The sequence below is a fragment of the Sphingopyxis sp. GC21 genome (assembly GCF_025727575.1).
Classification (GTDB): domain Bacteria; phylum Pseudomonadota; class Alphaproteobacteria; order Sphingomonadales; family Sphingomonadaceae; genus Sphingopyxis; species Sphingopyxis terrae_A.
Genome location: NZ_CP095845.1, coordinates 3,442,259 through 3,465,273, shown reverse-complemented (window position 1 = coordinate 3,465,273; position 23,015 = coordinate 3,442,259). Strand labels below are relative to the sequence as shown.

23 protein-coding genes are annotated in these 23,015 nt (G+C 66.0%); 17 read left to right on the top strand and 6 right to left on the bottom strand.

All coding sequences use genetic code 11. The features are described 5' to 3' along the window. Positions 1-19 precede the first annotated feature (19 nt). Complete coding sequence (locus MU856_RS16755) at positions 20-499, bottom strand: MarR family winged helix-turn-helix transcriptional regulator (protein ID WP_062767514.1); 480 nt, start codon at positions 497-499, stop codon at positions 20-22. Between the two features lie 193 nt (positions 500-692). On the opposite strand from MU856_RS16755, the gene ectA reads away from it, so the two are divergent. The 8 genes from ectA (at position 693) to MU856_RS16715 (ending at position 9,291) form a co-directional block, all read left to right on the top strand. Next, on the top strand, positions 693-1,280 hold the full coding sequence (gene ectA, locus MU856_RS16750) for a diaminobutyrate acetyltransferase (RefSeq protein WP_318153212.1): 588 nt from the start codon (positions 693-695) through the stop codon (positions 1,278-1,280). 38 nt (positions 1,281-1,318) lie between these two features. Next, entirely contained in the window at positions 1,319-2,623 is a 1,305-nt protein-coding gene (gene ectB / locus MU856_RS16745) for a diaminobutyrate--2-oxoglutarate transaminase (RefSeq protein WP_062901358.1), read from the top strand. A gap of 16 nt (positions 2,624-2,639) precedes the next feature. Further along, positions 2,640-3,065, top strand: coding sequence for an ectoine synthase (locus tag MU856_RS16740; protein WP_263587977.1), 426 nt, complete (start codon positions 2,640-2,642; stop codon positions 3,063-3,065). 25 nt (positions 3,066-3,090) lie between these two features. After that, positions 3,091-4,011 carry an ectoine hydroxylase gene (gene thpD / locus MU856_RS16735; RefSeq protein ID WP_263587976.1) on the top strand — a complete coding sequence of 307 codons (921 nt, stop codon included), beginning with the start codon at positions 3,091-3,093 and terminating at the stop codon, positions 4,009-4,011. Then, positions 4,008-5,468: an aspartate kinase gene (locus MU856_RS16730; protein ID WP_263587975.1), complete on the top strand. Its 1,461-nt coding sequence runs from the start codon at positions 4,008-4,010 to the stop codon at positions 5,466-5,468. Before thpD ends, MU856_RS16730 begins: the two co-directional genes overlap by 4 nt. A gap of 23 nt (positions 5,469-5,491) precedes the next feature. Then, positions 5,492-6,730 (top strand): MFS transporter, encoded by a 1,239-nt coding sequence (locus MU856_RS16725; protein WP_263587974.1) that lies wholly within the window; start codon positions 5,492-5,494, stop codon positions 6,728-6,730. 7 nt (positions 6,731-6,737) lie between these two features. After that, on the top strand, positions 6,738-8,069 hold the full coding sequence (locus tag MU856_RS16720; RefSeq protein ID WP_062901362.1) for an MFS transporter: 1,332 nt from the start codon (positions 6,738-6,740) through the stop codon (positions 8,067-8,069). 181 nt (positions 8,070-8,250) lie between these two features. After that, complete coding sequence (locus MU856_RS16715; RefSeq protein ID WP_263587973.1) at positions 8,251-9,291, top strand: rod shape-determining protein; 1,041 nt, start codon at positions 8,251-8,253, stop codon at positions 9,289-9,291. 150 nt (positions 9,292-9,441) lie between these two features. Here the strand turns inward: MU856_RS16715 and rpmG are convergent, their stop codons facing one another. The 5 genes from rpmG to MU856_RS16690 all read right to left on the bottom strand — a co-directional run bounded on the left by rpmG (position 9,442) and on the right by MU856_RS16690 (position 14,259). Beyond that, a complete protein-coding gene (gene rpmG / locus MU856_RS16710) occupies positions 9,442-9,609 on the bottom strand; it encodes a 50S ribosomal protein L33 (protein ID WP_003042331.1) in 168 nt (55 codons plus the stop codon). A 229-nt stretch (positions 9,610-9,838) separates the two neighbouring features. Beyond that, entirely contained in the window at positions 9,839-10,567 is a 729-nt protein-coding gene (locus MU856_RS16705) for an energy transducer TonB (RefSeq protein ID WP_263587972.1), read from the bottom strand. 128 nt (positions 10,568-10,695) lie between these two features. Continuing rightward, positions 10,696-12,006, bottom strand: coding sequence for a glutamate--tRNA ligase (gltX, locus tag MU856_RS16700; protein ID WP_263587971.1), 1,311 nt, complete (start codon positions 12,004-12,006; stop codon positions 10,696-10,698). 35 nt (positions 12,007-12,041) lie between these two features. Next, entirely contained in the window at positions 12,042-13,715 is a 1,674-nt protein-coding gene (locus MU856_RS16695; RefSeq protein ID WP_263587970.1) for an NAD+ synthase, read from the bottom strand. A 31-nt stretch (positions 13,716-13,746) separates the two neighbouring features. Next, entirely contained in the window at positions 13,747-14,259 is a 513-nt protein-coding gene (locus MU856_RS16690; protein ID WP_263587969.1) for a DUF2306 domain-containing protein, read from the bottom strand. Between the two features lie 176 nt (positions 14,260-14,435). Here MU856_RS16690 and MU856_RS16685 point away from each other — a divergent pair, with 176 nt between their 5' ends. From MU856_RS16685 to pheT, 9 genes are all read left to right on the top strand, one after another. Next, complete coding sequence (locus MU856_RS16685; protein WP_263587968.1) at positions 14,436-15,227, top strand: LytTR family DNA-binding domain-containing protein; 792 nt, start codon at positions 14,436-14,438, stop codon at positions 15,225-15,227. Positions 15,228-15,309: 82 nt separating this feature from the next. Beyond that, a complete protein-coding gene (locus MU856_RS16680; protein WP_003042312.1) occupies positions 15,310-16,245 on the top strand; it encodes a ribose-phosphate pyrophosphokinase in 936 nt (311 codons plus the stop codon). 4 nt (positions 16,246-16,249) lie between these two features. Beyond that, positions 16,250-17,032, top strand: a complete 783-nt coding sequence (gene hisN, locus MU856_RS16675; protein ID WP_062901369.1) for a histidinol-phosphatase — start codon at positions 16,250-16,252, stop codon at positions 17,030-17,032. Between the two features lie 25 nt (positions 17,033-17,057). Then, positions 17,058-17,408 carry a GFA family protein gene (locus MU856_RS16670; RefSeq protein ID WP_062901370.1) on the top strand — a complete coding sequence of 117 codons (351 nt, stop codon included), beginning with the start codon at positions 17,058-17,060 and terminating at the stop codon, positions 17,406-17,408. Positions 17,409-17,554: 146 nt separating this feature from the next. After that, on the top strand, positions 17,555-17,758 hold the full coding sequence (gene rpmI, locus MU856_RS16665; RefSeq protein ID WP_003042306.1) for a 50S ribosomal protein L35: 204 nt from the start codon (positions 17,555-17,557) through the stop codon (positions 17,756-17,758). 14 nt (positions 17,759-17,772) lie between these two features. After that, positions 17,773-18,138, top strand: coding sequence for a 50S ribosomal protein L20 (rplT, locus tag MU856_RS16660; protein ID WP_062901371.1), 366 nt, complete (start codon positions 17,773-17,775; stop codon positions 18,136-18,138). 326 nt (positions 18,139-18,464) lie between these two features. Then, positions 18,465-19,367 carry a helix-turn-helix domain-containing protein gene (locus tag MU856_RS16655; protein WP_082819858.1) on the top strand — a complete coding sequence of 301 codons (903 nt, stop codon included), beginning with the start codon at positions 18,465-18,467 and terminating at the stop codon, positions 19,365-19,367. Between the two features lie 158 nt (positions 19,368-19,525). Further along, entirely contained in the window at positions 19,526-20,620 is a 1,095-nt protein-coding gene (gene pheS, locus MU856_RS16650; protein ID WP_263587967.1) for a phenylalanine--tRNA ligase subunit alpha, read from the top strand. Further along, positions 20,617-22,998: a phenylalanine--tRNA ligase subunit beta gene (gene pheT / locus MU856_RS16645; protein WP_263587966.1), complete on the top strand. Its 2,382-nt coding sequence runs from the start codon at positions 20,617-20,619 to the stop codon at positions 22,996-22,998. Before pheS ends, pheT begins: the two co-directional genes overlap by 4 nt. Positions 22,999-23,015 lie beyond the last annotated feature (17 nt).

The window sequence follows — 23,015 nt, the reverse complement described above, 5'->3', positions numbered from 1 at the left end:
TGATCCGGAAATTTGCGCGCTAGGCGCGGTCGATCGCGCCGGTATCGAGTAAGGGCGCGGCGTCGATGTCGGCAGCGCCGAGCACGATCGCCAGCCGCTCGGCCGCGGCAAGGATCATCGCCTGTTCCCATGCGGGCAGCGCGGCGAAGCGGTCGGCGAATATCTGTTGCAGCATATCGGGCGCCTCGGCGACGCGGCGCTGACCCGCGTCGGTAGCGGTCAGCAGCATCTGCCGCTTGTCGCGCTCGCTTCGCGTTCGCGTCACCAGCTCCATTGCAACCAGCCGGTCGACGATGGCGGTGATCGTCGCGTGGCTGAATTGCAGGCGCTGTGCGACCTGCCCCGGCGTGGCGCCCTGCGCGCCCGCCACATCGCGCAGCACGAGCAGCTGCGACGGCGTCAGGCCGGTCGCCGCGCCCAGCTTGCGACTGCCCGTCTCGGTCGCACGCAGGATGCGCCGCAGCGCGCGCAGGGTGGCGTTGGCAATTTCGGACTCCATTCCGCCTTGTTAGCCGCGCCCGCAGTGGGCGCCAATTGCAAAGTCGACCTCGCTCTGTTGCGGAATTTTATTTCAGATCATGAAACATTACGGTCGCCGCGGGGTTGAACGAGGCGATGAGCACCCTATATTTCGCGGCATGCCGGGCCGGATGGTCCGAATATGCGCTTGGCATTATTTCAGGAGATGAAAGATATTTGACCGGCCACAGGAACGGGACACGGCACCATCCACAAAGGAATCGCCGTCCGGCCGACCCGCCGCGTCGCTGCAATTTCGCAAGCCCGTTGCTACCGACGGGCCGGCGATCACCGCGCTGATCGCGGCCTGCCCGCCGCTCGACCGCAATTCGCGCTACTTCAATCTGATCCAGTGCACGCATTTCGCCGACAATTGCATCATCGCCGAGCGTGGCGGCCGCATTCTCGGCTGGATTTCGGGGCATCGCCCGCCCGCGGAACCGAGCGCCTTCTTCGTCTGGCAGGTCGCGGTCGCGCCCGAAGGACGGGGCCAGGGGCTCGCCAGCCGGATGCTCGACGAACTGCTCATGCGGCCGGCTCAGGCGGGCGTGACACATGTTCTGGCGACGATCACCGCCGACAATGCGGCGTCGTGGGCGCTGTTCCACGGCCTTGCCCGGCGCCACGACACGACGCTCGACCGCAGTATCGTCTTCGAACGCGACGCCCATTTTGCGGGTGTCCATCCCAGCGAGTTTCAAGCCCGCATCGGGCCCTTCGCCATCGATACGACACCAACCGATACGACATCGCCTGAATGACTCAGGCACAATGACACAGGCAGAATAGGGGTATTCACATGATTATCGCACCCAAACCGTCCGGGTCCATTCCCGACCGGAGCATTTACGAACGCCGCGAATCGGTGGTCCGCAGCTATGCCCGCGCGATGCCGCGTCAGTTCGGCAAGGCCGAAGGCGTATGGATGCACGACGATCAGGGCGGTCGCTATCTCGACTTCCTGTCGGGCTGTTCGACGCTCAACTATGGTCACAACCATCCGATTTTGAAGCAGGCGCTGCTCGATTATATCGCCGCCGACGGCATCGCCCACGGGCTCGACCTGCACACCGATGCCAAGGCCGCCTTTCTCGACACGTTCGAGGATGTGATCCTGAAGCCGCGCGCACTCGACTATCGCGTCATGTTCACCGGCCCGACCGGCACCAACGCGGTCGAGGCAGCGATCAAGCTCGCCCGCAAGGTGACGGGGCGCGAACTGGTTATCGCCTTCACCAACGGCTTTCACGGCATGACGCTCGGCGCGCTTGCCTGCACGGGCAATGCGGCCAAGCGCGGCGGCGCGGGCGTCCCGCTCGCCCATGTCGCGCACGAACCTTATGACGGCTATTTCGGCCCCGAGGTCGACACCGCCGAACTGCTCGACCAGCGGCTGGCCGATCCGTCGAGCGGCCTCGACGCGCCCGCCGCGATCCTGGTCGAAACGGTGCAGGGCGAAGGTGGCCTCAACGCTGCTTCGCCCGAATGGCTGCGCAAGATCGCCGAGATCGCGAAGCGCCACGGCGCGCTGCTGATCGTCGACGATATTCAGGCAGGCTGTGGCCGCACGGGAAGCTTCTTCAGCTTCGAGGAAATGGGCTTCACCCCCGACATCGTCACGCTTGCCAAATCGCTGTCGGGCATGGGCCTGCCCTTCGCGCTGACCCTTTTCCGCCCCGAGCTCGACCAATGGTCGCCCGGCGAACATAATGGGACGTTCCGCGGCAACAACCACGCTTTCGTCACTGCGACCGCCGCGCTAGGCCATTTCTGGAGCAGCGACGCTTTCGCCGACGATGTGCGCCGCCGCGGGGCGCTGCTCGAAGAGCGGCTCGCGCGCATCGCCGCCGAACATGGCTTCGAAACGCGCGGCCGCGGGATGATGCGCGGCATCAACGTCGGGTCGGGCGAACGCGCCGGGGCGATCACCGCCGCCTGCTTCGACGCCGGCCTCATCATCGAGACCAGCGGCGCGCACGACGAAATCGTCAAGGTGCTCGCGCCGCTCGTCATCGATGACGCCCTGCTCTCGGCAGGGCTCGACATTCTCGAAACCAAGATCCGCGAAGCGATGGCCGACGATTACGCCGTCGCCGCCGAATGAAGACAGGAGACCGACCATGATCATCCGCAATCTCGACCAGATCCGCAAATCCGACCGCAACGTCCGCTCGAACGGCTGGGCCAGTGCGCGCATGCTGCTCAAGGATGACGGGATGGGCTTTTCCTTCCACGTCACCACCATGTTCGCGGGCAGCGAGCTCAAAATGCATTATCAGAATCACCTCGAGGCGGTGTTCGTGCTCAAGGGCACGGGGACGATCGAGGACCTGGACAGCGGCGAAATCCATCGGCTCGAACCCGGCGTGATGTATGCGCTCGACAAGCACGACCGCCACATCGTGCGTCCCGAAACCGACATACTGACCGCCTGTGCCTTCAATCCGCCCGTCACGGGCACGGAAGTGCATGACGCAAGCGGTGCCTATCCGGCCGAGGCCGACATGGCGAGCGAACCGGTGCGCGAGGCCGCGCCCGCAGAGTAAACCCATAGCAACAGGGGGAAGTCCCATGACCGACATCTACCCATCGCGTCACGCGGCCGCGCCAGAAATGCGGCCGCGGCTCGACCCGGTCGTCCGCAGCGCGTGGACACCCGACGCACCGATCAGCCGCGAGCAGGCGGAGGCCTTCGATCGCGACGGCTATCTGCTGCTTGAGAATCTTTTCGACGACGAGGAAGTGACCTATTTGCAGCGCGCCGCAGGCAAGCTGCTCGCCGATCCCGACGCACTCGACGAGGAAACGATCGTCACCGAGCCGCAGAGCCGCGAAATCCGGTCGATCTTCGACATTCACAACCAGAGCGCGATCATGGCGCGGCTTGCTGCCGACGAGCGGCTGGCGGGGGTCGCGCGCTTCCTGCTTGGCGACGAGGTTTATATCCACCAGTCGCGCCTCAATTACAAACCCGGCTTCAAGGGCAAGGAATTCTACTGGCACAGCGATTTCGAAACCTGGCATGTCGAGGACGGCATGCCGCGGATGCGCGCGCTCTCGATGTCGGTTCTGCTCGCCGAGAACACGCCGCACAATGGCCCGCTGATGGTCATTCCGGGGTCGCATCGTACTTATCTGACGTGCGTCGGCGAAACCCCCGACGACCATTATCGCCAATCGCTGAAGCGCCAGGAATATGGCGTTCCCGACGAGGACAGCCTCGCCGAACTGGCGCATGATCACGGTATCGTTGCGCCGACCGGCGCGCCGGGAACCGTGATCCTGTTCGACTGCAATCTGATGCACGGGTCGAACGGCAACATCACCCCCTTCCCGCGCGCGAATGCCTTTCTCGTCTATAATGCGGTGAGCAATCGGCTCGAAAAGCCGTTCGGGGTCGACAAGCCGCGCCCCTGGTTCCTCGCGCATCGCGGCGCGCCCGAACCGCTCGCCATCGAGGCAGGCCCGCTGACCGAAAGGATTGCGGCATGACACAGGACGTCAAAAAGGGTGGACACAGCGTCGAAAAGATCGGCGGCACGTCGATGGCCGCGACCGCGACATTGTTCGACAATGTGCTGATCGCCGGCCGCTCGGGCGCTGATCTCTACAATCGCATTTTCGTGGTGTCGGCCTATGCCGGGATCACCAATCTGCTGCTCGAAGACAAGAAGACCGGCGAACCCGGCGTGTTCGGGCGCTTCGTCGCCGACGACGAGGACAGCGATGGCTGGCGCCGCGCGATGGAGGCGGTGCGCGGTGCGATGCGCGCGCGCAACGAAGCGATGTTTGCGCGCCGCGAGAGCCGTGACGAGGCCGATGCCTTCGTCGACATGCGGCTCGACGCGGTCGCGGCCTGCCTCGACGATCTGGCACGGCTGCGCAGCCACGGCCGCTTCTGCGTCAAGGAACAGCTCGTCACCGCCCGCGAATTGCTCGCCGGGCTGGGCGAAGCGCATAGCGCCCACAGCACCGCGCTGCTGCTGCGTGATCGCGACGTCAACGCGCGCTTCATCGATCTGACCGCCTGGGATCAGGAGGATCTGCGCACGCTCGACGAGCGGATCGCGGAGGCCTTTGCCGACATCGATCTGGCGACGACGCTGCCGATCGTCACCGGCTATGCCGGCTGCCAGGGCGGCATGGTGAAACGCTTTGCGCGCGGCTATACCGAAATGACCTTCTCGCGCATCGCGGTGCTGACCGGCGCGCGCGAGGCGATCATCCACAAGGAATTTCACCTTTCGAGCGCCGACCCCAAGCTGGTCGGCGAGGATAAAGCGCGCAAGATCGGTCGTACCAATTATGATGTCGCCGATCAGCTTGCCAATCTGGGCATGGAGGCGATCCATCCGGGCGCCGGACGCGGCCTCAGGCAGACCGACATTCCGCTGCGCGTGCGCAACACCTTCGACCGCGAAGATGGCGGCACGCTCGTCACCGGTACCTATGTCTCTGACGTGCCGCGGGTCGAGATCGTCACCGGCATCCGCCAGATGCAGGCGCTGCAATTCTTCGAACAGGATATGGTCGGGGTGAAGGGTTATGATTCCGCAATCCTCGACGTGCTGACGCGTCACGGCCTGTGGATCGTCAGCAAGGCGTCGAATGCCAACACCATCACCCACTATCTGTCGGCCAGCGCAGGCGCGGTGAAAAAGGTGATCGCCGATCTGCAAAAGCAATATCCCGACGCCGCGATCTCGGCGCATCCGGTTGCAATGGTGTCGGTGATCGGCAGCGACATCGCGCGGCCGGGGCTGGTGCCCGATGCGCTGCGCGCGCTCGATGACGCCGGCGTCGCAATGATCGCGATGCAGCATCAGATCCGTAACGTCGATGTCCAGTTCATCGTCGAAAGCCGCGATTTCGATGCCGCCGTCCGCGCGCTGCACCGCACGCTGGTCGAAGAGGATGCTGGCGGGGCAGAAGGGCGCCGCGCCGCCTGACGCGCGGCACCCGCACCCTCCCGATGATCGCGTCCCTCGCTCCCGTTCGCAGCCTGCTGCTCGCCATCTTCGTGATGATGGCGGGCAGCGGCTTCCTGTCGACGCTGATCGGCCTGCGGCTCGAGCGGGCGGGCAGCGACACGATCCTGATCGGGCTGGTCGCGACCGCCTATTTCGGCGGATTGACGCTCGGCGCCTTGCGCGCCGGCGCGATCGTCCGCCGCGTCGGACATATCCGCGCCTTTGCCGCCTTCGTCGCGCTGCTCTCGGCGAGCACGCTGACTTATGCGCTGGTCCAGCACCCGCTGCTTTGGGCCTTGCTGCGGCTGGTCGACGGCGTGTGCGTCGCAGGCATGTTCATCTGCGTCGAAAGCTGGCTCAACGACCGCGCCGAACCCGAGACGCGCGGCGGCATCCTCGCCGCCTATATGGTCGCCCTCTATTCGGGACAGGCCCTCGGACAGCTTTTCCTGAGCACCGGCGCGGCAACGCCGGCCGTGCCCTTCCAGATTGCCTCAATCCTCATTTCGCTCGCCATCCTGCCGGTTTGCCTCACGCGCAGCACCGCACCGACCTTGGGAGAAGCCGACAATCTTCCCCTGGCGCGGCTGTTTGCCGCCTCGCCGCTGGGGCTGGCGGGCGCGGCGATCACCGGGCTAATCCTTGGCGCCTTCTACGGCATGGCTGCAATCTATGCGCGCGGGATCGGCCTGGGTCTCGGCGCGATCGCCACCTTCATGATGACGGTGATTCTCGGCGGCGTGGCGCTGCAATGGCCGCTGGGACGCCTCTCCGACCGTTATGATCGCCGCAGCGTCATCATTACCTGCTTCGCGCTTGCACTGGCGGTGAGCGTGGCGCTCGCCGCCGCGCCCGGTGGGGGGCTGCTGCTGCTGTTCGGCGCGGCCTTCGGCGGGCTCAGCTTCGCGCTCTACCCGCTGTGCGTCGCGCACGCCAACGATCGCCTGCTCCCCGCCGAGCGGGTTAGCGCCAGCGGCCAGCTTGTGCTTCTCTATTCGGCCGGAGCCGCGCTGGGCCCGCTTGGCGCTGCCGCAGCGATGAACTGGGTGGGACCGGGCGGCCTGTTCCTGTTCATCGCGGCCTGCGCCGCGGCGATGCTGGGTTTCAGCCTGTGGCGGCTCGCCGCCACCGCGCCGGTGCCCGGTCCGGCGCAGCAGGATTTCCAGATGCTGCCCCGCACGACCCCGGTCGCGGCGCTGCTCGACCCCTCCGGCCCCGAAGCCGCCACCGCAAAGGATTAACTGACCCATGGACCGTTCGTCCCCGCTCCCCGCCGCCGGACAGCCCGCGCCGCTCCCCACCCAATCGACGCTGCGTCGCGCGATCGGGGCGTCGGCGCTCGGCAATGCGGTCGAATGGTTCGACTATGGCATTTACGCCTATGGCGTCACCTACATCTCGGCCGCGCTTTTCCCCGGCGAGGCGAGCGAGGCGGTGCTCTTCGCGCTCGCGACCTTCGCCATTTCCTTCCTTGTCCGCCCCCTCGGCGGACTGTTCTGGGGGCCGCTCGGCGACCGCATCGGCCGCAAGTCCGTGCTCGCGATGACGATCCTTATGATGGCGGGCGCGACCTTCGCCGTCGGCCTGATCCCATCCTATGACAGTATCGGCTTCTGGGCGCCCGCGATCCTCGTCCTGCTGCGGATGATCCAAGGTTTTTCGACCGGCGGCGAATATGGCGGCGCGGCGACTTTCATGGCCGAATATGCCCCCGACGCCCGACGCGGCTTCTATGGCAGCTTCCTCGAGTTCGGAACACTCGCGGGCTTTTCCTTCGGCGCCGCGCTGATGCTCGGCTATTCGCTGCACCTTGGCGATGCGGCGATGCACGAATGGGGGTGGCGCATCCCCTTCCTTGTCGCCGGTCCGATCGGGTTGATCGGCATGTATGTCCGCTCGAAGATGGAGGATACGCCCATCTTTCTGGAGGCGCAGCAGTCGGCCGAAGACCGGCCCTCGCCCGGACTCGCCGCGCTGGGCAGGGATCACTGGCGGCCTCTGCTCGTCGTCGGCGGGCTCGTCGTCGCGCTGAACGTCGTCAATTATACACTGCTCAGCTATATGCCGACCTATCTCGAGCGGCGGATCGGCTTGGCGCCCGATCAGGCGCTGCTCGTTCCGATCATCGGGATGCTGTTCATGATGGTCTTTCTGCCCTTTGCGGGCGCGCTGTCGGACCGGGTCGGACGGCGGCCGATGTGGCGCTTTTCACTCCTCGCGTTGCTCGTCGCGGTCATCCCGCTCTATATGCTGATCGGCACGGGCTTCGCGGGGGCGGTCGCCGGCTTCCTGCTGCTCGGCCTGCTCTATGTGCCGCAGCTCGCGACAATCTCGGCAACCTTTCCCGCGCTCTTTCCCACCGCGGTGCGTTTTGCCGGCTTTGCGATCGCCTATAATATCTCGACGTCGATCTTCGGCGGCACCGCACCGATGGTCGGCAGCGCGCTGATCTCCGCGACTGGCGACCCGCTGATGCCTGCCTATTACATGATGGCGGCGTGTCTCGTCGGACTCGTCGCGCTTCATTACATGCCCGAAACCGCGGGCCGTTCGCTGCGCGACGACCCGTTCCGGCGCTAGAAACCGGCACAGTTCCGGCCCAGCTTATCGATCAGGCGCGCGAAACCCACGCTTTGGCTCGCACGGGCATTGACCTGGCGGACGCAGTTTTCCAAGCGGCGAACTATGGATTGAGCGAGCGAAGGCCGGGGGGCGGGGCGCTTGTATCGGATTCTGGAAGGATCGAGGTTTCGCCCCGCTTATGAAGATTTTCCAACGCTTCGCATCGCACGCACAAGATGTCGCGATCGATCTCGGCACGGTCAACACCGTCATCTATGTCCGCGGCCGCGGTATCGTGCTCAACGAACCATCGGTGATAGCGATCGAAACGCGCGACGGCGTGCGCCGCGTCAAGGCGGTCGGCGCCGATGCCAAGCTGATGATGGGCAAGACGCCCGCCAATCTCGATGCGCTGCGACCGCTGCGCGACGGCGTGATCGCCGACATCGATCTGGCCGAACAGATGATCAAGCATTTCATCGACAAGGCCCTCAACGGCACAAGTCGCCTGCGGCGACGCGGCCATGTCGTGGTGTGCGTGCCGTCGGGATCGACGCATGTCGAGCGGCGCGCGATCCGCGACGCGGCCTCCAACGCCGGCGCGAGCAGCGTTCAGTTGATCGAGGAACCGCTCGCCGCGGCGATCGGCGCCGGCTTGCCCGTCACCGAACCGCAGGGAACAATGGTTGTCGATATCGGCGGCGGCACCACCGAAGTGGCCGTGCTGTCGCTCGGCGGTGTCGCGCACAGCAGTTCGGTGCGCGTCGGCGGCGACAAGATGGACGACATGATCGCGTCGTATATCCGCCGCAAGCATAATATGATGATTGGCGAGATGACGGCCGAGCGCATCAAGCTCGCGATCGGCTCCGCCGTGCCGCCGCAGGGCGAAGGCGTCGTCATGGCCGTCAAAGGGCGCGATCTCGTCAGCGGCCGCCCGTCCGAAATCAGCGTCTCCGAAGCCGAAATCGCCGAAGCACTGGCCGAACCGGTGGGCCAGATCGTCAGCGCGGTAAAGGCGGCGCTGGAACGGACCCCGCCCGAATTGTCGGCCGATATCATCGATGCGGGGATCATGCTGACTGGCGGCGGCGCGCTGTTGCGCCGGATGGATCAGGCGATCTCGGCGGCGACCGGCCTGCCGGTGCTGGTCGCCGAAGATGCGCTGATCTGCGTTGCCATGGGCGCCGGACTGACGTTCGACGACCGGTCCTACAGCGGCATATTGATGGCCGCCTGATTTCCCTGGCCGCGCCGTCCTGCGGTGCGGGCGCTTTACGGCGCGCTGCTCGCGCACGCAAAAAGGGCGGCTCAGCGCCGCCCTTCGCAATCCCGACGATGCCGGGACAAGTCTTTGCGGACCCGCGTCATCGGGACGCGGGTAGCGCGCTTACTTGATCTTGGCTTCCTTGAACTCGACGTGCTTGCGCGCACGCGGGTCATATTTGCGCACCGACATCTTCTCGGTCATCGTGCGCGGGTTCTTCTTGGTGACATAGAAAAAGCCCGTGTCGGCGGTGCTCACCAGCTTGATCTTGACGGTCGTCGGCTTGGCCATGGCCCTGATCCTCGAACTATTGGCACATCCGCCGGATCGTCCGGCACATGTGGCGGGACTGGGGGCCCCGACGGTTGCTATGAAAAACAAAGAGGGCCGCGCGCGGGCGCCGCCCTCATTTATCCGGGCGCCATTGGCCGGATTCGCGGTCAATGTCAAGCAATCTGTGGTCAAAAAGGGGCGGGTCGATGGGGTGCGCCCGCCCCCGGGAGGGGTCTCGCGATGGGGGTCAGCCGTTGCGGATCTGGAAATGCACGACCATCACCTTCCAGCTTTCCTCAGCCACCCCGCCGCGGGTCGCCGGCTTGAAGCGCCATTTGGCGAGCCCGCGGCGTTTCGTTTCGGTGAAAAAGCCCGGGCTGTCGCTACTGATCAGTTCGACCGCCTTGACCCGGCCGTCGGTACCGATCAGCACGCGCACCTTCGCGCTGCCTTCGATCTCGCGCCGCTGCTCGCTTGCGGGATAATCGGGCTGAAAGCTGCCGGCAAAACGCTGGTCGAGTTCGGCCAGGACGAGCGGCGGCGGCTTGGGCGGATCGGCTGGCGGGACCGTCGTCGGGCCGGGATCATAAGGAAGCGGGTCGGGCAACACCGACTTCACCTCGACCCCTCGGTCGGCCGGGGGAAATGTATCGACCAGCGGTCGCACCGCCTCGGTCGGCGCGTTGCTTCTGGGGCTGGGCTTGGCCTCGGGCTTCGCCTCGGGCGGTTTGGGCTTTTCGATTTCGATCAGCGTGCCGGTCAGCGGCGCGAGCACAGGCGCCTTTTCGATGATGATCGGCGACAATGCGACCGCAACGACGAGCGCCACCGGCAGGCCGACCGCGCAGGCGAACGCCACGGGCCGATGGCCCGCGCCGGGATCGTAGCTATTGCGGCGCGGCGGCGCGGCGCCGACAACTGCGGTGGTCGCCTCGGGCGCCGATACGATCGCCGAGATCAGGGGAATCAGGGTCATGGCCTCTCTCCTTGCCTGTGACCGGTGCCGCCCGTTTCTGCCCGAGCTGTCTGCCGGATCAGTTTATGTGATAATATAACGTTACGGCAATTGTCAAGCGGCCAGATAGGAATGCGCCGGCGTCGCGTTCAGGAAATGGAGAGGCGCGCCACTGCCTGATCCTTGGCGATCAGCGGCAGCAGTTCGGCCATGTCGGGCCCATGGTCGCGGCCCGTCAGCGCGCGGCGCAGAGGCAGAAAGAGCGCCCGCCCCTTCGCCCCGGTCGCAGCCTTCACTGCGGCAGTGAGCGCGTGCCAGGGGTCGGCATCCCAATCGAGCGCTGCCGCCGCGGCCGCAGCGGCGGCAAGTACCGGGCGATCGGCGGCGTCGGGGACGGGCGGCGCGAACGGCCCGTCGAACACCGGAGCCCATTCCGCAGCCTCGGCCACGGTCATCAGATTGGGACGAATCGCGTTCCAGCGCGCGGCGTCGATCGCGAGCGGCAGGCGCGGCGCAACCGCATGATAATCAGTGTGGTGCAGAATCTTCTGGTTGAGCAGCGCCAGCTCGGCCTCGTCGAAGCGCGCCGGCGCGCGGCCGAAGCGCGCGAAGTCGATCGCTTCGATCAGCGGTGCCGCGCTCGTCACCGGCTCGACCGGGTCGCTCGTCCCGAGGCGCGCCAGCAGCGCGACGAGCGCGATCGGTTCGATACCATTCTCGCGCAGCGCTGTCATGCCGAGCGAGCCGAGGCGCTTCGACAACTTTCCTTCGGTGCCGACGAGCAGCGCCTCGTGCGCGAATGCGGGCGGCGTCGCGCCGAGCGCCTGAAACATCTGGATCTGCGCCGCGGTGTTCGACACATGATCCTCGCCGCGCACGACATGCGTGATACCCATGGCAACATCGTCGATCACGCTCGGCAAGAGATAGAGCCAGCTGCCGTCGGCGCGGCGCACGACCGGGTCGGACATGGTCCTGGGGTCGAAATGCTGCGGTCCGCGAATGAGGTCGGTCCATTCGATCGGCGCGCCCTCGTCGAGGCGGAAGCGCCAGTGCGGCGCCACGCCTTCGGGCCCCGGCGCGTCGGCGGGCTTACGCTCATAGACCGGCGGCAGCCCGCGCGAGAGCAAAATCTTGCGCCGGATTTCCAGCTCCTCGGGCGTCTCGTAACAGGCATAGACGCGGCCCGCCGACTTCAGCTTTTCAAACTCGACATCGTAGAGCGCGAAGCGCGCCGACTGGCGCTCCTCGCCGTCGATATCGAGACCCAGCCATGCGAGATCGGCGCGGATGCCCTCGACATATTCCTCCTTCGAGCGTTCGAGATCGGTATCGTCGATGCGGAGCAGGAAGCGCCCGCCATGCTTGCGCGCCCACATCCAGTTGTGGAGCGCGGTGCGGACATTGCCGACGTGCAGGCTGCCGGTCGGCGAGGGAGCGAAGCGGGTGGTGACGGTCATGGCGCGCCTATAGCCGGTTTCGCGCGCGATGCGAGTCAGGCGGTGCGAAAGCCGTGCGTGATCGGATAGCGGCGGTCGCGGCCGAAGTTGCGCGTCGACAGCTTGACCCCCGGCGGTGCCTGGCGCCGCTTATATTCGGCGATCGCCAGCAGCCGTTCGATGCGCGCCACCACGTCGCGGTCGAAGCCGTAGCGCGCGACCACATCATCGACGCTCGCTTCCTCTTCGACCAGCATGTGGAGCATGCGATCGAGATCCTCATAGGGCGGCAGGCTGTCCTCGTCCTTCTGGTCGGGGCGGAGCTCGGCGCTGGGCGGCTTGGTGATGATGCGGTCGGGCATCACTGGCGTCACCGGATTGCGCGAAAGGCGCGGGACATTCGCGTTGCGCCAGCGCGACACCGCGAACACCGTGGTCTTGTAGGCATCCTTCAGCGGATTATAGCCGCCCGCCATGTCGCCATAGATGGTCGCATAGCCGACGCTCATCTCGCTCTTGTTCCCCGTCGTCATCAGCATCGGGCCGAACTTGTTGCTGAGCGCCATCAGCGTGACGCCGCGGATGCGCGACTGGACATTCTCCTCGGTCGTATCAACCGCCGCGTCGGCAAAGCTGTCCGACAGCATGGTATCGAAGGCCTCGACCGCCGGGACGATCGAAATCGTGTCGAGCCGGCACCCGATCATGCCAGCGCAGCCCGCCGCATCGTCGAGGCTGTCCTGGCTGGTAAAGCGGCTCGGCAGCATCACGCACCACACCTTGTCGGGGCCGAGCGCGTCGGCGGCGATTGCGGCGCAGATCGCCGAATCTATGCCGCCGGACAGGCCCAGCACGACGCCGGGAAAGCGATTACGCTCGACATAGTCGCGCAGCGACAGCACCATCGCATCATATATGTCGGCTGGATGCGCGTCCCATTCGGCGATCGCGCCGGGCCCGCAGATCCAACCATCGGCTTCTTTCGTCCAACGGGTCACGCGCTCTTCGGCTTCCCAGTCGGTGAGGCGATGCGCCGCGCGCCCGTCGCCGTTCAGCACGAAGGAGCAGCCGTCGAACACCAGCTCGTCCTGTCCTCCGATGCGATTGAGGAAAATGAGCGGCAGTTTCGTTTCGGCGACACGCGCTGCGAACACTTGTGTCAGCCGGCGGTCGTCCTTGTCGATTTCATAAGGGCTGCCGTTGACCGAGATCAGCAGATCCGCGCCCTGCGCCGCCAGATGCGCGCAGACCGTGGGAAACCAGCCGTCCTCGCAGATCGGCAGTCCCAGCCGAACCCCGCGCCATTCGACGACATCGGGCAGCGGGCCGGGTGCGAAGACGCGCTTTTCATCGAAGGTGCCATAATTGGGCAATTCGTGCTTGCGCCGCGTCGCGACGACCCGGCCGCCGTCGAGCAGCGCGACGATATTGTAGAGGCGGCCGTCGCCGTCGCGCTCGACCGAACCCACCAGCATCGCCGGACCGCCATCGGCAGTGTCCGCCGCCAGCTCGGTCAGCAGGCGCGCGGCGCGATCGGCGAGCGCGGGCTTGAGCACCAGATCCTCGGGCGGATAACCGATCAATTGCAGTTCGGGATAGAGGATCAGATCGGCGCCGCTGTGCCGCGCGCGGACGGCGCGCATCGCAGCGACATTGGCAGCAAGGTCGCCGACGCTCTGCGTCATCTGCGACAGGACGATGGACAGCGTGGCGGCGGGGGCATCGGTCATGCTCCCGCCAATAGGCCACCGCGCTCCAAATTCAACCGAAAGCCAGCGTCCACAGCGTCCGGCCCGGCGCCATCGCAAAGAAGCCCGCCGCGATCAGACCGATATAGATGCCGCGCATCAGCTTGAGGTGACGGTCGAGGTCGCCGATCCGGGCAAACCGGATCGCCCGCGGCAGCTGGACGAGCACGATCAGCGAAAAGATGTGGATAGGACTGATCGTCCCGGTAATGGTCCGGATCCAGAAACTGTCGATCGCGGTCACCACCATCATCGCGGCCCAGGCGCGCCCGCCGATCTTGTGCGCCAGATCGCCCTTGCGGCGGCGCCAGAGCAGCCAGGCGCCAAGCGGCACCGCGGGGACGACAGTCGCAAGATGGAGCCAGATCGCCCACATCGGCGTACGATAGGTCGACGGCCCCAAGAACGAGCGCGCCAGCAGCGCCGCAGCGATGCCGCCGAGAACGAGGAGCGCGGTCAGCCCGATGCGGTGCGACAATTTGACGGGACGACGCGCCGTGGCGGCGGGGACGGCGATGCTGGTCATGGCGGCTTTTCCTTTCGAAGACCGATCTGTTCCGGCGCTCTCGCCGGCGGTTGCCCTCTTCCTGGCCCCGCGCCGTTCACGGACAAGCGCGCCTTCGCCAAGGCGGCGGAATAGTTCGCAAATGCGCCCCTTTGCCCGTTGACGCTTCGTGAAATGGCACGCACAAGCAGGGCCCTATGGCGAAACGGCTGACGATCGAACTGCTGGCGATGATCGCGCTCGGCCTGTTGATCGGGCTACTCGGGCCGTTCGGCACCTTCAACAATCCGCCAGCCATCCGGATGCTCAACTGGGTGATGTGGCTGCTCGCGGGCTACGTCTTCTATCGCCCAACCGGGGTTGTTGCGGGCTGGCTGTGCGACGCGACCGGTCTTCCGCCGCTTGGCGGGCGGCTGATCGCGCTGATCGTCGCCAGCGTTCCGGTGACGCTCGTCGTCACGATGATGGCGATGCAGATGAGCTTCGGCGAGGCGCTGCGCTGGCCCGGCTTCTGGACGATGTATCTCTATATCAGCATCGTTTCGGCGGTGGTCGTGGGCGTAATGGGGCTGAGCTTCCGTCCGCGCGCCGACGATGGCCCGCCGCCCGCTCCCGAAACGCCGATCACGGCCCCGGCCGCAGCGCCACCTGCAGCGCCAACGCCGACCCCCGTCGCACCGCAGCCCGATGCAGCGCTACCGCTGCCGCCCGGTTTCGGCGCCATACTCGCGCTGAAGGGCGAGGATCATTATGTCCGGGTAATCGGTACGCGATCGGAAGAACTTATCCTCATGCGGATGCGCGATGCGATCGCGCGGCTGGACGATGCCGACGGTCTGCGCACTCATCGCAGCTGGTGGGTCGCACGCGCCGCCGTCGCCGCCGTCCGCCGCGATGGTCGCACCGCGATGGTCACGCTGACAAGCGGCCATGAAGCGCCCGTTGCGCGCGACATGATGCCCGAACTGCGCGCCGCGGGGTGGATTTAGACGGGATTGCCCCTTTCCCTTCGCGCGCCCGCTGGCTAAGGGGCGCGCATCCATCCCCAATCGGCGACAAGGGGCCCCGCGCATGAAACTGATTTCCGGCAACAGCAATCTTCCCCTCGCCCGCGCCATCGCGGACTATCTGGAACTGCCGCTGACCGATACCAGCGTGCGCCGCTTCGCCGACGAGGAGGTTTTCGTCGAAATCCACGAAAATGTCCGCGGTCAGGACGTTTTCGTGGTTCAGCCGACCAACTTCCCGGCGAACGACAATCTGATGGAATTGCTGATCATCACCGACGCGCTACGCCGCGCCTCGGCGAAACGCATCACCGCGGTGATCCCCTATTTCGGTTATGCCCGCCAAGACCGCAAACCCGGCCCGCGCACGCCGATTTCAGCCAAGCTGGTCGCCAATCTCGTCACCACGGCAGGGGCCGACCGCGTGTTGGCAATCGACCTGCACGCTGGACAGATCCAGGGCTTCTTCGACATCCCGACCGACAATCTCTATGCCGCACCGGTGATGAGCGCCGACATCCAGGCGCGCTTCGGCGACAAGAATCTTATGGTCGTGTCGCCCGACGTCGGCGGCGTCGTGCGCGCCCGCGCGCTGGCAAAGCGGCTCGACAACGCGCCGCTGGCGATCGTCGACAAGCGCCGCGAACGCGCCGGCGAATCCGAAGTGATGAACATCATCGGCGACGTCGAAGGGCGCTTCTGCGTCCTGATCGACGATATCGTCGATTCGGCGGGCACGCTGTGCAACGCCGCCGCCGCGCTGAAGGCCGCAGGGGCAGAAGGCGTCGTCGCTTATTGCACCCATGGGGTGCTGTCGGGCGGGGCGGTCGCGCGCGTCGATGCGAGCGAGCTGACTGAACTCGTCATCACCGATTCGATCCAGCCGACCGACGCCGTGAATGACAGCAGCAAGGTGCGCGCGCTGACCGTCGCGCCGCTGCTCGGCGAAGCGATCAAACGCATCGCCGACGAAAGCTCGGTCAGCAGCCTCTTCGACTGATCGCGTGTCGCTCGAAACCGACATTGCCCTTGCTCATCGCCTCGCCGATGCGGCGGGCGCCGCGATTCGTCCGCTTTTCCGTTCGGACTGGTCGCACGAAGCCAAGGCCGACGCGTCGCCCGTTACCGAGGCCGATCGCGCCGCCGAAGCAGCAATGCGCAAACTGCTGGACGCCGAAGCTCCGCGCGACGGGATCATCGGCGAGGAATATGGCGCCGAACGGGCGGACTCCGCGCGCCAGTGGGTGCTCGACCCGATCGACGGGACGGTCAGCTTCATGGCCGGCCGGCCGATCTTCGGCACGCTGATTGCCCTGTTGCAGGACGGCTGGCCTGTACTCGGTATCATCGACCAGCCAATTGCGGGCGAACGCTGGACCGGCGCGATGGGCGAGCCTTCGCTGTTCAACGGCCGCCCGGCCACGACGCGAACCTGCCGCAACCTTGCAGAGGCGGTGCTCGCAACGACGGGGCCGCAATATTTCAGCGACCATGACGGCGAACATTTCATGGCGCTCGCGGCGCAGACCGCGCACAAGCGGATGGTGTTCGGCGGCGACTGCTACAATTACGGCCTTCTCGCCAGCGGGCATATCGATCTGGTGGTCGAGGCGGGGCTGAAACTTCACGATTATGCAGCGCTCGTTCCCATCGTCGAAGGCGCCGGCGGGACGATGTGCGACTGGAACGGTGACCCGCTCCACGCCGACAGCAGCGGGCATGTGATTGCCTTGGGGGATCCCGCGCGGCTCGAAGATGTTATCGAGGGACTGGCCTGCCACCATTAGAGCCGGGCTTGCGAAGGAGAGCGACATGGCATTCGATGGAAGCTGCCATTGCGGCGCGGTGACCTACACGATTGATGGCGACATTCCGACCACGGCGATGAGCTGCAACTGTTCGCACTGCCGCCGCAAGGGCTTTCTGCTCGCTTTCGTACCGATAGACCAGTTCCGCCTGACGAGCGGCGGAGACAGGCTGACGTCCTATAAATTCAACAAGCACAATATCGATCATCAATTCTGCGTGTCATGCGGCTGCCAAGGGTTTTCGGTCGGAACGGGCCCGGACGGGTCGAAGATGGCAGCGGTCAACCTGCGCTGCGTTCCGGATGTCGATCTCGATTCGCTGACAATCCAGAAAGTCGACGGCGCGAGCTTCTAGCGCTCGCAATGACGGATTTGCGTGCCGCGCTTGCATTTCCGCGCGAATCCGTCTAGGCGCGCGCCTTCGCACGATAGTGAGCTGACCTGCCTGGCTGAAAGGGCTGCCAGGGCCGGTCGATATCGTCGCTAACCAAGGAGACGAAAATGCCCAAGCTGAAGACCAAGAGCGGTGTGAAGAAGCGCTTCAAATTCACCGCCTCGGGCAAGGTGAAGCACGGCGTTGCCGGCAAGCGCCACCGCCTGATTTCGCACAATAGCAAATATATCCGCACCAATCGCGGCACCAGCGTGCTCAGCGATGCCGATGCGGGCCATGTGCGCCTCTGGGCGCCCTACGGCCTGAAGTAAGGAGCGCCTGAACCATGTCCCGTATCAAACGCGGCACCACCACGCGCGCCAAGCACAACCGCATTCTGGCGCAGGCGAAGGGCTATTACGGCCGTCGCAAGAACACCATCCGCGTCGCCAAGCAGGCGGTCGAGAAGGCCGGCCAGTACGCCTATCGCGACCGCAAGGTGAAGAAGCGGAACTTCCGCGCCCTGTGGATCCAGCGCATCAACGCTGCGGTTCGCGCCGAAGGCCTGACCTATTCGCAGTTCATGCACGGCGTTAAGCTGGCCGGTATCGAACTCGACCGCAAGGTCATGGCCGATCTCGCGATGAACGAAGGCGGTGTCTTCACCGCCATCATCGCGCAGGCGAAGGCGGCGCTGCCCAAGGCCGCCTGAGGCCGCCGGCACCGACGAGACAAAGGGGCGGTCCCGCAAGGGGCCGCCCTTTTTCGTGCGCGGCTAACGGCGGGGTGGACAGGATTTCCAAAGAGAGACGGCGCGGAGCCCGCAAGCTCCGCGCCGTCTCGACGATGACCCGAATGGATGCATCGCCCCCCTCCCTCCGTACCGAATAGCCGTGGGTCGCAGATAAGCTGACGGCCGGTGGAAGTATCCCTGTGCAGCGAGATATGGCGCCGCATCACCGGGAAAAATTGTAAAAATCCGACAGGCGGACCGCCTAGCCTGTTGTTTTTTTTCGCCTCGCTTTGCAGGGTGGCGCCATGCCGGGGACCAGGGCGAACCAGAAGCTGCCGCAAGATGTGCGCGTCGCCACGCGCTTTTTTCCCGTGTCAGAAGCCCTGCGCCCCTATTGCAGCATTATCTACCACATCGAGGTCGAAGCCCCGGCAAGCGTACGCATCGACGATTATCTGCACCCCGAATGGGCCAATCTGCGCTTTATCGCCGGAAGTGTACTGCTCGCGTCGGTCGGCAGCGATGCGCCGAGCGCCACCGCGCCCTTCATAGCGACCGGTCCGACAAGCCGCGCGACCTTCTTTTCGTGCGGCGCGATGCGGGCCTGGGGGATTGGCATTTTGCCTACAGGTTGGGCGAAATTCTTCGACATTCCGGCCGATTCGATGGCCGATCGCTTTTGCGACGGCGCGACGCACCCCGCCTTCGCGGCGCTCGCCCCCCTGCTCGACGAACTTGCCGCTATTGAGGATCTTGAAGTTGGCGCGGCGCTGATCGACGCGCGCTTTGCCGCCATGCTTGCGAGCGCGCCGCGCGACGATCCCGCGATCGCCGCCGCCTATGCCGCGCTTATGGATGACGATCTTGGCAGTGTGGCCGATCTGGCGAACAAGCTGGGAATGTCCGAACGCTCGGTCGAGCGGCTCAGCCAGCGCGCCTTCGGCTTTTCGCCGAAGCTGCTGCTGCGCCGCCAGCGCTTCCTGCGCAGCCTTGCCCGCTTCATGCTCGACCCCTCGATGGCGTGGATCGATACCCTCGATTATCACTATTACGATCAGGCGCAGTTCACTCGCGACTTCAAGGCTTTCATGGGCATCGGCCCGCGCGACTATGCGGCGCGGCCCAAACCCATCCTCGGCGCCGCCGCGATGGCGCGCGCCGCCGCCGCAGGTGCGGCGGTTCAGGGACTGCACAAGCCCGCAGGCTGAACCGCCTGCCCCGCGCTTCGGGGTTGACCCGCGCGCGTCCTTCGGTGCAAGCGGCGACGGGGCAATGGCAGGCTTTGCGCCGCCGCAGGCCGGACAGAAACAGGCTAAAGACGGTCGCGCGCGAACCGGTGCGCGGCCGCCGCAGGACGAAAAAGACGATGAGCGATTATCAGGCCATGCAGGCCAAGCTGGTGGCCGAGATCGACGCCGCCGCCGACCTCGACGCGGTTGAGGCGCTGCGCGTCGCGGCGCTTGGCAAGGCGGGCAGCGTGTCGGCCCTGCTCAAGACGCTGGGCAGCATGACCCCCGACGAACGCCAGACGCAGGGGCCGCAGATCCACGCGCTGCGCGAAGCCGTCACCAACGCGCTCGCCGCGCGCAAGGTCGCGCTCGAAGGCGCGGCGCTCGAGGCGAAGCTCGCCGCCGAGCGTCTCGACATGACGCTGCCTGCCGACGCCGCCCCCAAAGGCAGCGTCCATCCGGTTAGCCAGGTCATGGACGAAATCGCCGAAATATTCGCCGACATGGGCTTTGCGGTCGCGACGGGGCCCGAGATCGAGGACGACTGGCGCAATTTCACCGCACTCAACATCCCCGAAACGCACCCCGCGCGCGCGATGCATGACACCTTCTATTTCCCCGACAAGGATGCCGAAGGCCGCGCGATGCTGCTGCGCACCCACACCTCGCCGGTGCAGGTCCGCACGATGATGAGCCAGGAGCCGCCGATCCGCATCATCGCGCCCGGCCGCGTCTATCGCAGCGACAGCGACGCCACGCACACGCCGATGTTCCATCAGGTCGAAGGGCTGGTGATCGATCGCAATATCCATATGGGCCATCTCAAATGGACGCTCGAAACCTTCCTGAAGGCCTTTTTCGAACGCGACGACATCGTCCTGCGGCTGCGCCCCTCCTATTTTCCCTTCACCGAACCCTCGGCCGAGGTCGATGTCGGTTACCGCCAGGAAAAGGGGCGGCGGATCGTCGGCGGGCACGGCGATGACGACGGTCATGCGTGGATGGAATTGCTCGGCAGCGGCATGGTCAACCGCCGTGTCCTTGCCAATTGCGGCCTCGATCCCGACGCGTGGCAGGGTTTCGCCTTCGGCATCGGTATCGACCGGCTCGCAATGCTCAAATATGGCATGGACGATCTGCGCGCCTTCTTCGACGGCGACCTGCGCTGGCTGTCGCACTACGGGTTCGGCGCGCTGAATGTACCGACTCTGAGCGGGGGGATTTCGGCATGAAGATCACCCTCGAATGGCTGAAGGCGCATCTCGAAACCGATGCGACCGTCGACGATGTCGTCGCGGCGCTCAACCGCATCGGGCTCGAAGTCGAGGGCGTCGAGAATCCCGCCGAGAAGCTCGCGGGCTTTCGCGTCGCCAAGGTGCTGACAGCCGAACGGCACCCCCAGGCCGACAGGCTGCAGGTGCTGACGGTCGATGCCGGCGACGGCGCCCCGCTCCAGGTCGTATGCGGTGCACCCAACGCCCGCGCGGGAATGGTCGGTGTGCTCGGGCTGCCGGGCGCGGTGGTGCCGGCAAACGGCATGGAGCTCAAGATCTCGGCGATCCGCGGCGTCACGTCGAACGGCATGATGTGTTCGACGCGCGAACTCGAACTCGGCGACGATCATGACGGCATTATCGAATTGCCCGCCGACGCGCCGGTCGGCACCGCCTTCGCCGATTATTCGGGCGCAGCCGATCCGGTGATCGACATTTCGATTACCCCCAACCGGCAGGATTGCATGGGCGTGCGCGGCATCGCGCGCGACCTCGCCGCCGCCGGGCTCGGCACGCTGAAGCCGCTCGACGTCCCCGTCATCGCGGGCGAAGACGCCCCGGCCACCGCGATCCGTACCGACGACACCGAAGGCTGCCCGGCCTTTTTCGGTCGCACGATCAGCGGCGTCGCCAATGGCACCGCTCCTGAATGGATGCGGCGGCGGCTCGAAGCGGTGGGGCAGCGTTCGATTTCGGCGCTGGTCGACATCACCAACTATGTGATGCTCGACCTCGGCCGGCCGAGCCATGTTTACGATCGCGCGACGCTGAACGGCGCGCTCGTTGCGCGCCGCGCGCGCGATGGCGAAACGGTGACTGCGCTCAACGGCAAGGACTATGTGCTGACCGACAGCATGACCGTGATCGGCGACGACAGCGGCGTCCACGACATCGCCGGTATCATGGGCGGCGAGCATAGCGGGTGCAGCGAAACGACGACCGACGTGTTGCTCGAGGTCGCTTATTTCACGCCCGAGCGGATCGCGCTGACCGGGCAGGCGCTCGGCCTCACCAGCGATGCGCGCAGCCGGTTCGAACGCGGCGTCGATCCCGCATTCCTCGACGATGCGACCGCGATCATCACCGGATATATCCTCGATATCTGTGGTGGCACGGCCTCGAGGGTAACGCGCGCGGGCGAGCCGCCGATCGAGGCGAAGACGATCGCCTATGACCCCACGCTGTCGGCGACGCTCGGCGGGATCGCGATCGACCCGGCGCGGCAGCGCGCGATCCTTGAGGCTCTGGGCTTCGGCGTCACCGAAGGCACGCCTTGGCAGATTGCGGTGCCGAGCTGGCGCCGCGACATGGACGCCGCGCCCGACGTGGTCGAGGAAGTGACGCGGATCGCGGGTTTCGACGCCATCGCATCGGTCGCCCTGCCCCGCGCCGACGGCGTCGCCCGGCCGACCGCAACCCCCGAGCAGCTGATCGAACGGCGCCTGCGCCGGGGCGCAGCGGCGGCGGGATTCCACGAGGCGGTGACCTGGTCCTTCGTCTCCGAACGCGAAGCGGCGCCCTTCGGCGGCGGCACCTGGACGCTCGCCAATCCGATCAGCGAGGATCTGAAGGTCATGCGGCCGTCGTTGCTGCCCGGGCTGCTTGCCGCCACGGCGCGCAATCAGAACCGCGGCGCCGACAGCATCCGTCTGTTCGAGATCGGGCGGCGCTATCTGGCCGATGCCGAGCATCCGACGCTCGCGCTGCTGATGGCCGGCGACAAGCATCCGCGCGGCTGGCAGGCGGGCAAGGCCGCGCCGTTCGACGCTTTCGACGCCAAGGCGGCGGCGCTCGCCCTGCTCGATGCGGCGGGTGCCCCTGCCGACCGTCTGCAGGTGATGGAGCCGGTCGCCGATGGTGCGATCTGGCATCCTGGGCAGTCGGCAACCCTACGACTGGGGCCGAAGGCGGTGCTCGCCGAATTCGGTGCGCTGCACCCCGCCCTCGCGAAGCATTTCGATGTCGACGGGCCGGTGATGGCGGTGCAGATTTTTCTTGATGCGATTCCGGCGAAGCGTGCGAGCGGCCCGGCGCGTGCGGCCTTCACGCCGCCCGCGCTGCAATCGGTGCGCCGCGATTTCGCCTTCCTCGCGCCCGAAACGCTGGCCGCGGGCGATCTCGTCCGCGCGGTCAAGGGCGCCGACAAGGCGAGCATCATCGATGCGCGGCTGTTCGACCGTTTCGCCGGCCAGGGCGTCCCCGACGGACAGGTCAGCCTGGCGGTCGAGGTCGCGTTGCAACCGCAGGACAAGAGCTTCACCGATGCCGAGCTGAAGACGATCGGCGACAAGGTGGTCGCTGCCGCGGCGAAGCTGGGCGCTGTGCTGCGCGGATAGGCCGGCGACGGCAGAAG

Bases quoted from the DNA above. Each gene is read 5' to 3' on its own strand.
- MU856_RS16755 (WP_062767514.1), bottom strand. From the start codon at position 499: ATGGAGTCCGAAATTGCCAACGCCACCCTGCGCGCGCTGCGGCGCATC.
- ectB (WP_062901358.1), top strand. From the start codon at position 1,319: ATGATTATCGCACCCAAACCGTCCGGGTCCATTCCCGACCGGAGCATT.
- MU856_RS16740 (WP_263587977.1), top strand. From the start codon at position 2,640: ATGATCATCCGCAATCTCGACCAGATCCGCAAATCCGACCGCAACGTC.
- thpD (WP_263587976.1), top strand. From the start codon at position 3,091: ATGACCGACATCTACCCATCGCGTCACGCGGCCGCGCCAGAAATGCGG.
- MU856_RS16730 (WP_263587975.1), top strand. From the start codon at position 4,008: ATGACACAGGACGTCAAAAAGGGTGGACACAGCGTCGAAAAGATCGGC.
- MU856_RS16725 (WP_263587974.1), top strand. From the start codon at position 5,492: ATGATCGCGTCCCTCGCTCCCGTTCGCAGCCTGCTGCTCGCCATCTTC.
- MU856_RS16720 (WP_062901362.1), top strand. From the start codon at position 6,738: ATGGACCGTTCGTCCCCGCTCCCCGCCGCCGGACAGCCCGCGCCGCTC.
- MU856_RS16715 (WP_263587973.1), top strand. From the start codon at position 8,251: ATGAAGATTTTCCAACGCTTCGCATCGCACGCACAAGATGTCGCGATC.
- rpmG (WP_003042331.1), bottom strand. From the start codon at position 9,609: ATGGCCAAGCCGACGACCGTCAAGATCAAGCTGGTGAGCACCGCCGAC.
- MU856_RS16705 (WP_263587972.1), bottom strand. From the start codon at position 10,567: ATGACCCTGATTCCCCTGATCTCGGCGATCGTATCGGCGCCCGAGGCG.
- gltX (WP_263587971.1), bottom strand. From the start codon at position 12,006: ATGACCGTCACCACCCGCTTCGCTCCCTCGCCGACCGGCAGCCTGCAC.
- MU856_RS16695 (WP_263587970.1), bottom strand. From the start codon at position 13,715: ATGACCGATGCCCCCGCCGCCACGCTGTCCATCGTCCTGTCGCAGATG.
- MU856_RS16690 (WP_263587969.1), bottom strand. From the start codon at position 14,259: ATGACCAGCATCGCCGTCCCCGCCGCCACGGCGCGTCGTCCCGTCAAA.
- MU856_RS16685 (WP_263587968.1), top strand. From the start codon at position 14,436: ATGGCGAAACGGCTGACGATCGAACTGCTGGCGATGATCGCGCTCGGC.
- MU856_RS16680 (WP_003042312.1), top strand. From the start codon at position 15,310: ATGAAACTGATTTCCGGCAACAGCAATCTTCCCCTCGCCCGCGCCATC.
- MU856_RS16670 (WP_062901370.1), top strand. From the start codon at position 17,058: ATGGCATTCGATGGAAGCTGCCATTGCGGCGCGGTGACCTACACGATT.
- rpmI (WP_003042306.1), top strand. From the start codon at position 17,555: ATGCCCAAGCTGAAGACCAAGAGCGGTGTGAAGAAGCGCTTCAAATTC.
- rplT (WP_062901371.1), top strand. From the start codon at position 17,773: ATGTCCCGTATCAAACGCGGCACCACCACGCGCGCCAAGCACAACCGC.
- MU856_RS16655 (WP_082819858.1), top strand. From the start codon at position 18,465: ATGCCGGGGACCAGGGCGAACCAGAAGCTGCCGCAAGATGTGCGCGTC.
- pheS (WP_263587967.1), top strand. From the start codon at position 19,526: ATGAGCGATTATCAGGCCATGCAGGCCAAGCTGGTGGCCGAGATCGAC.
- pheT (WP_263587966.1), top strand. From the start codon at position 20,617: ATGAAGATCACCCTCGAATGGCTGAAGGCGCATCTCGAAACCGATGCG.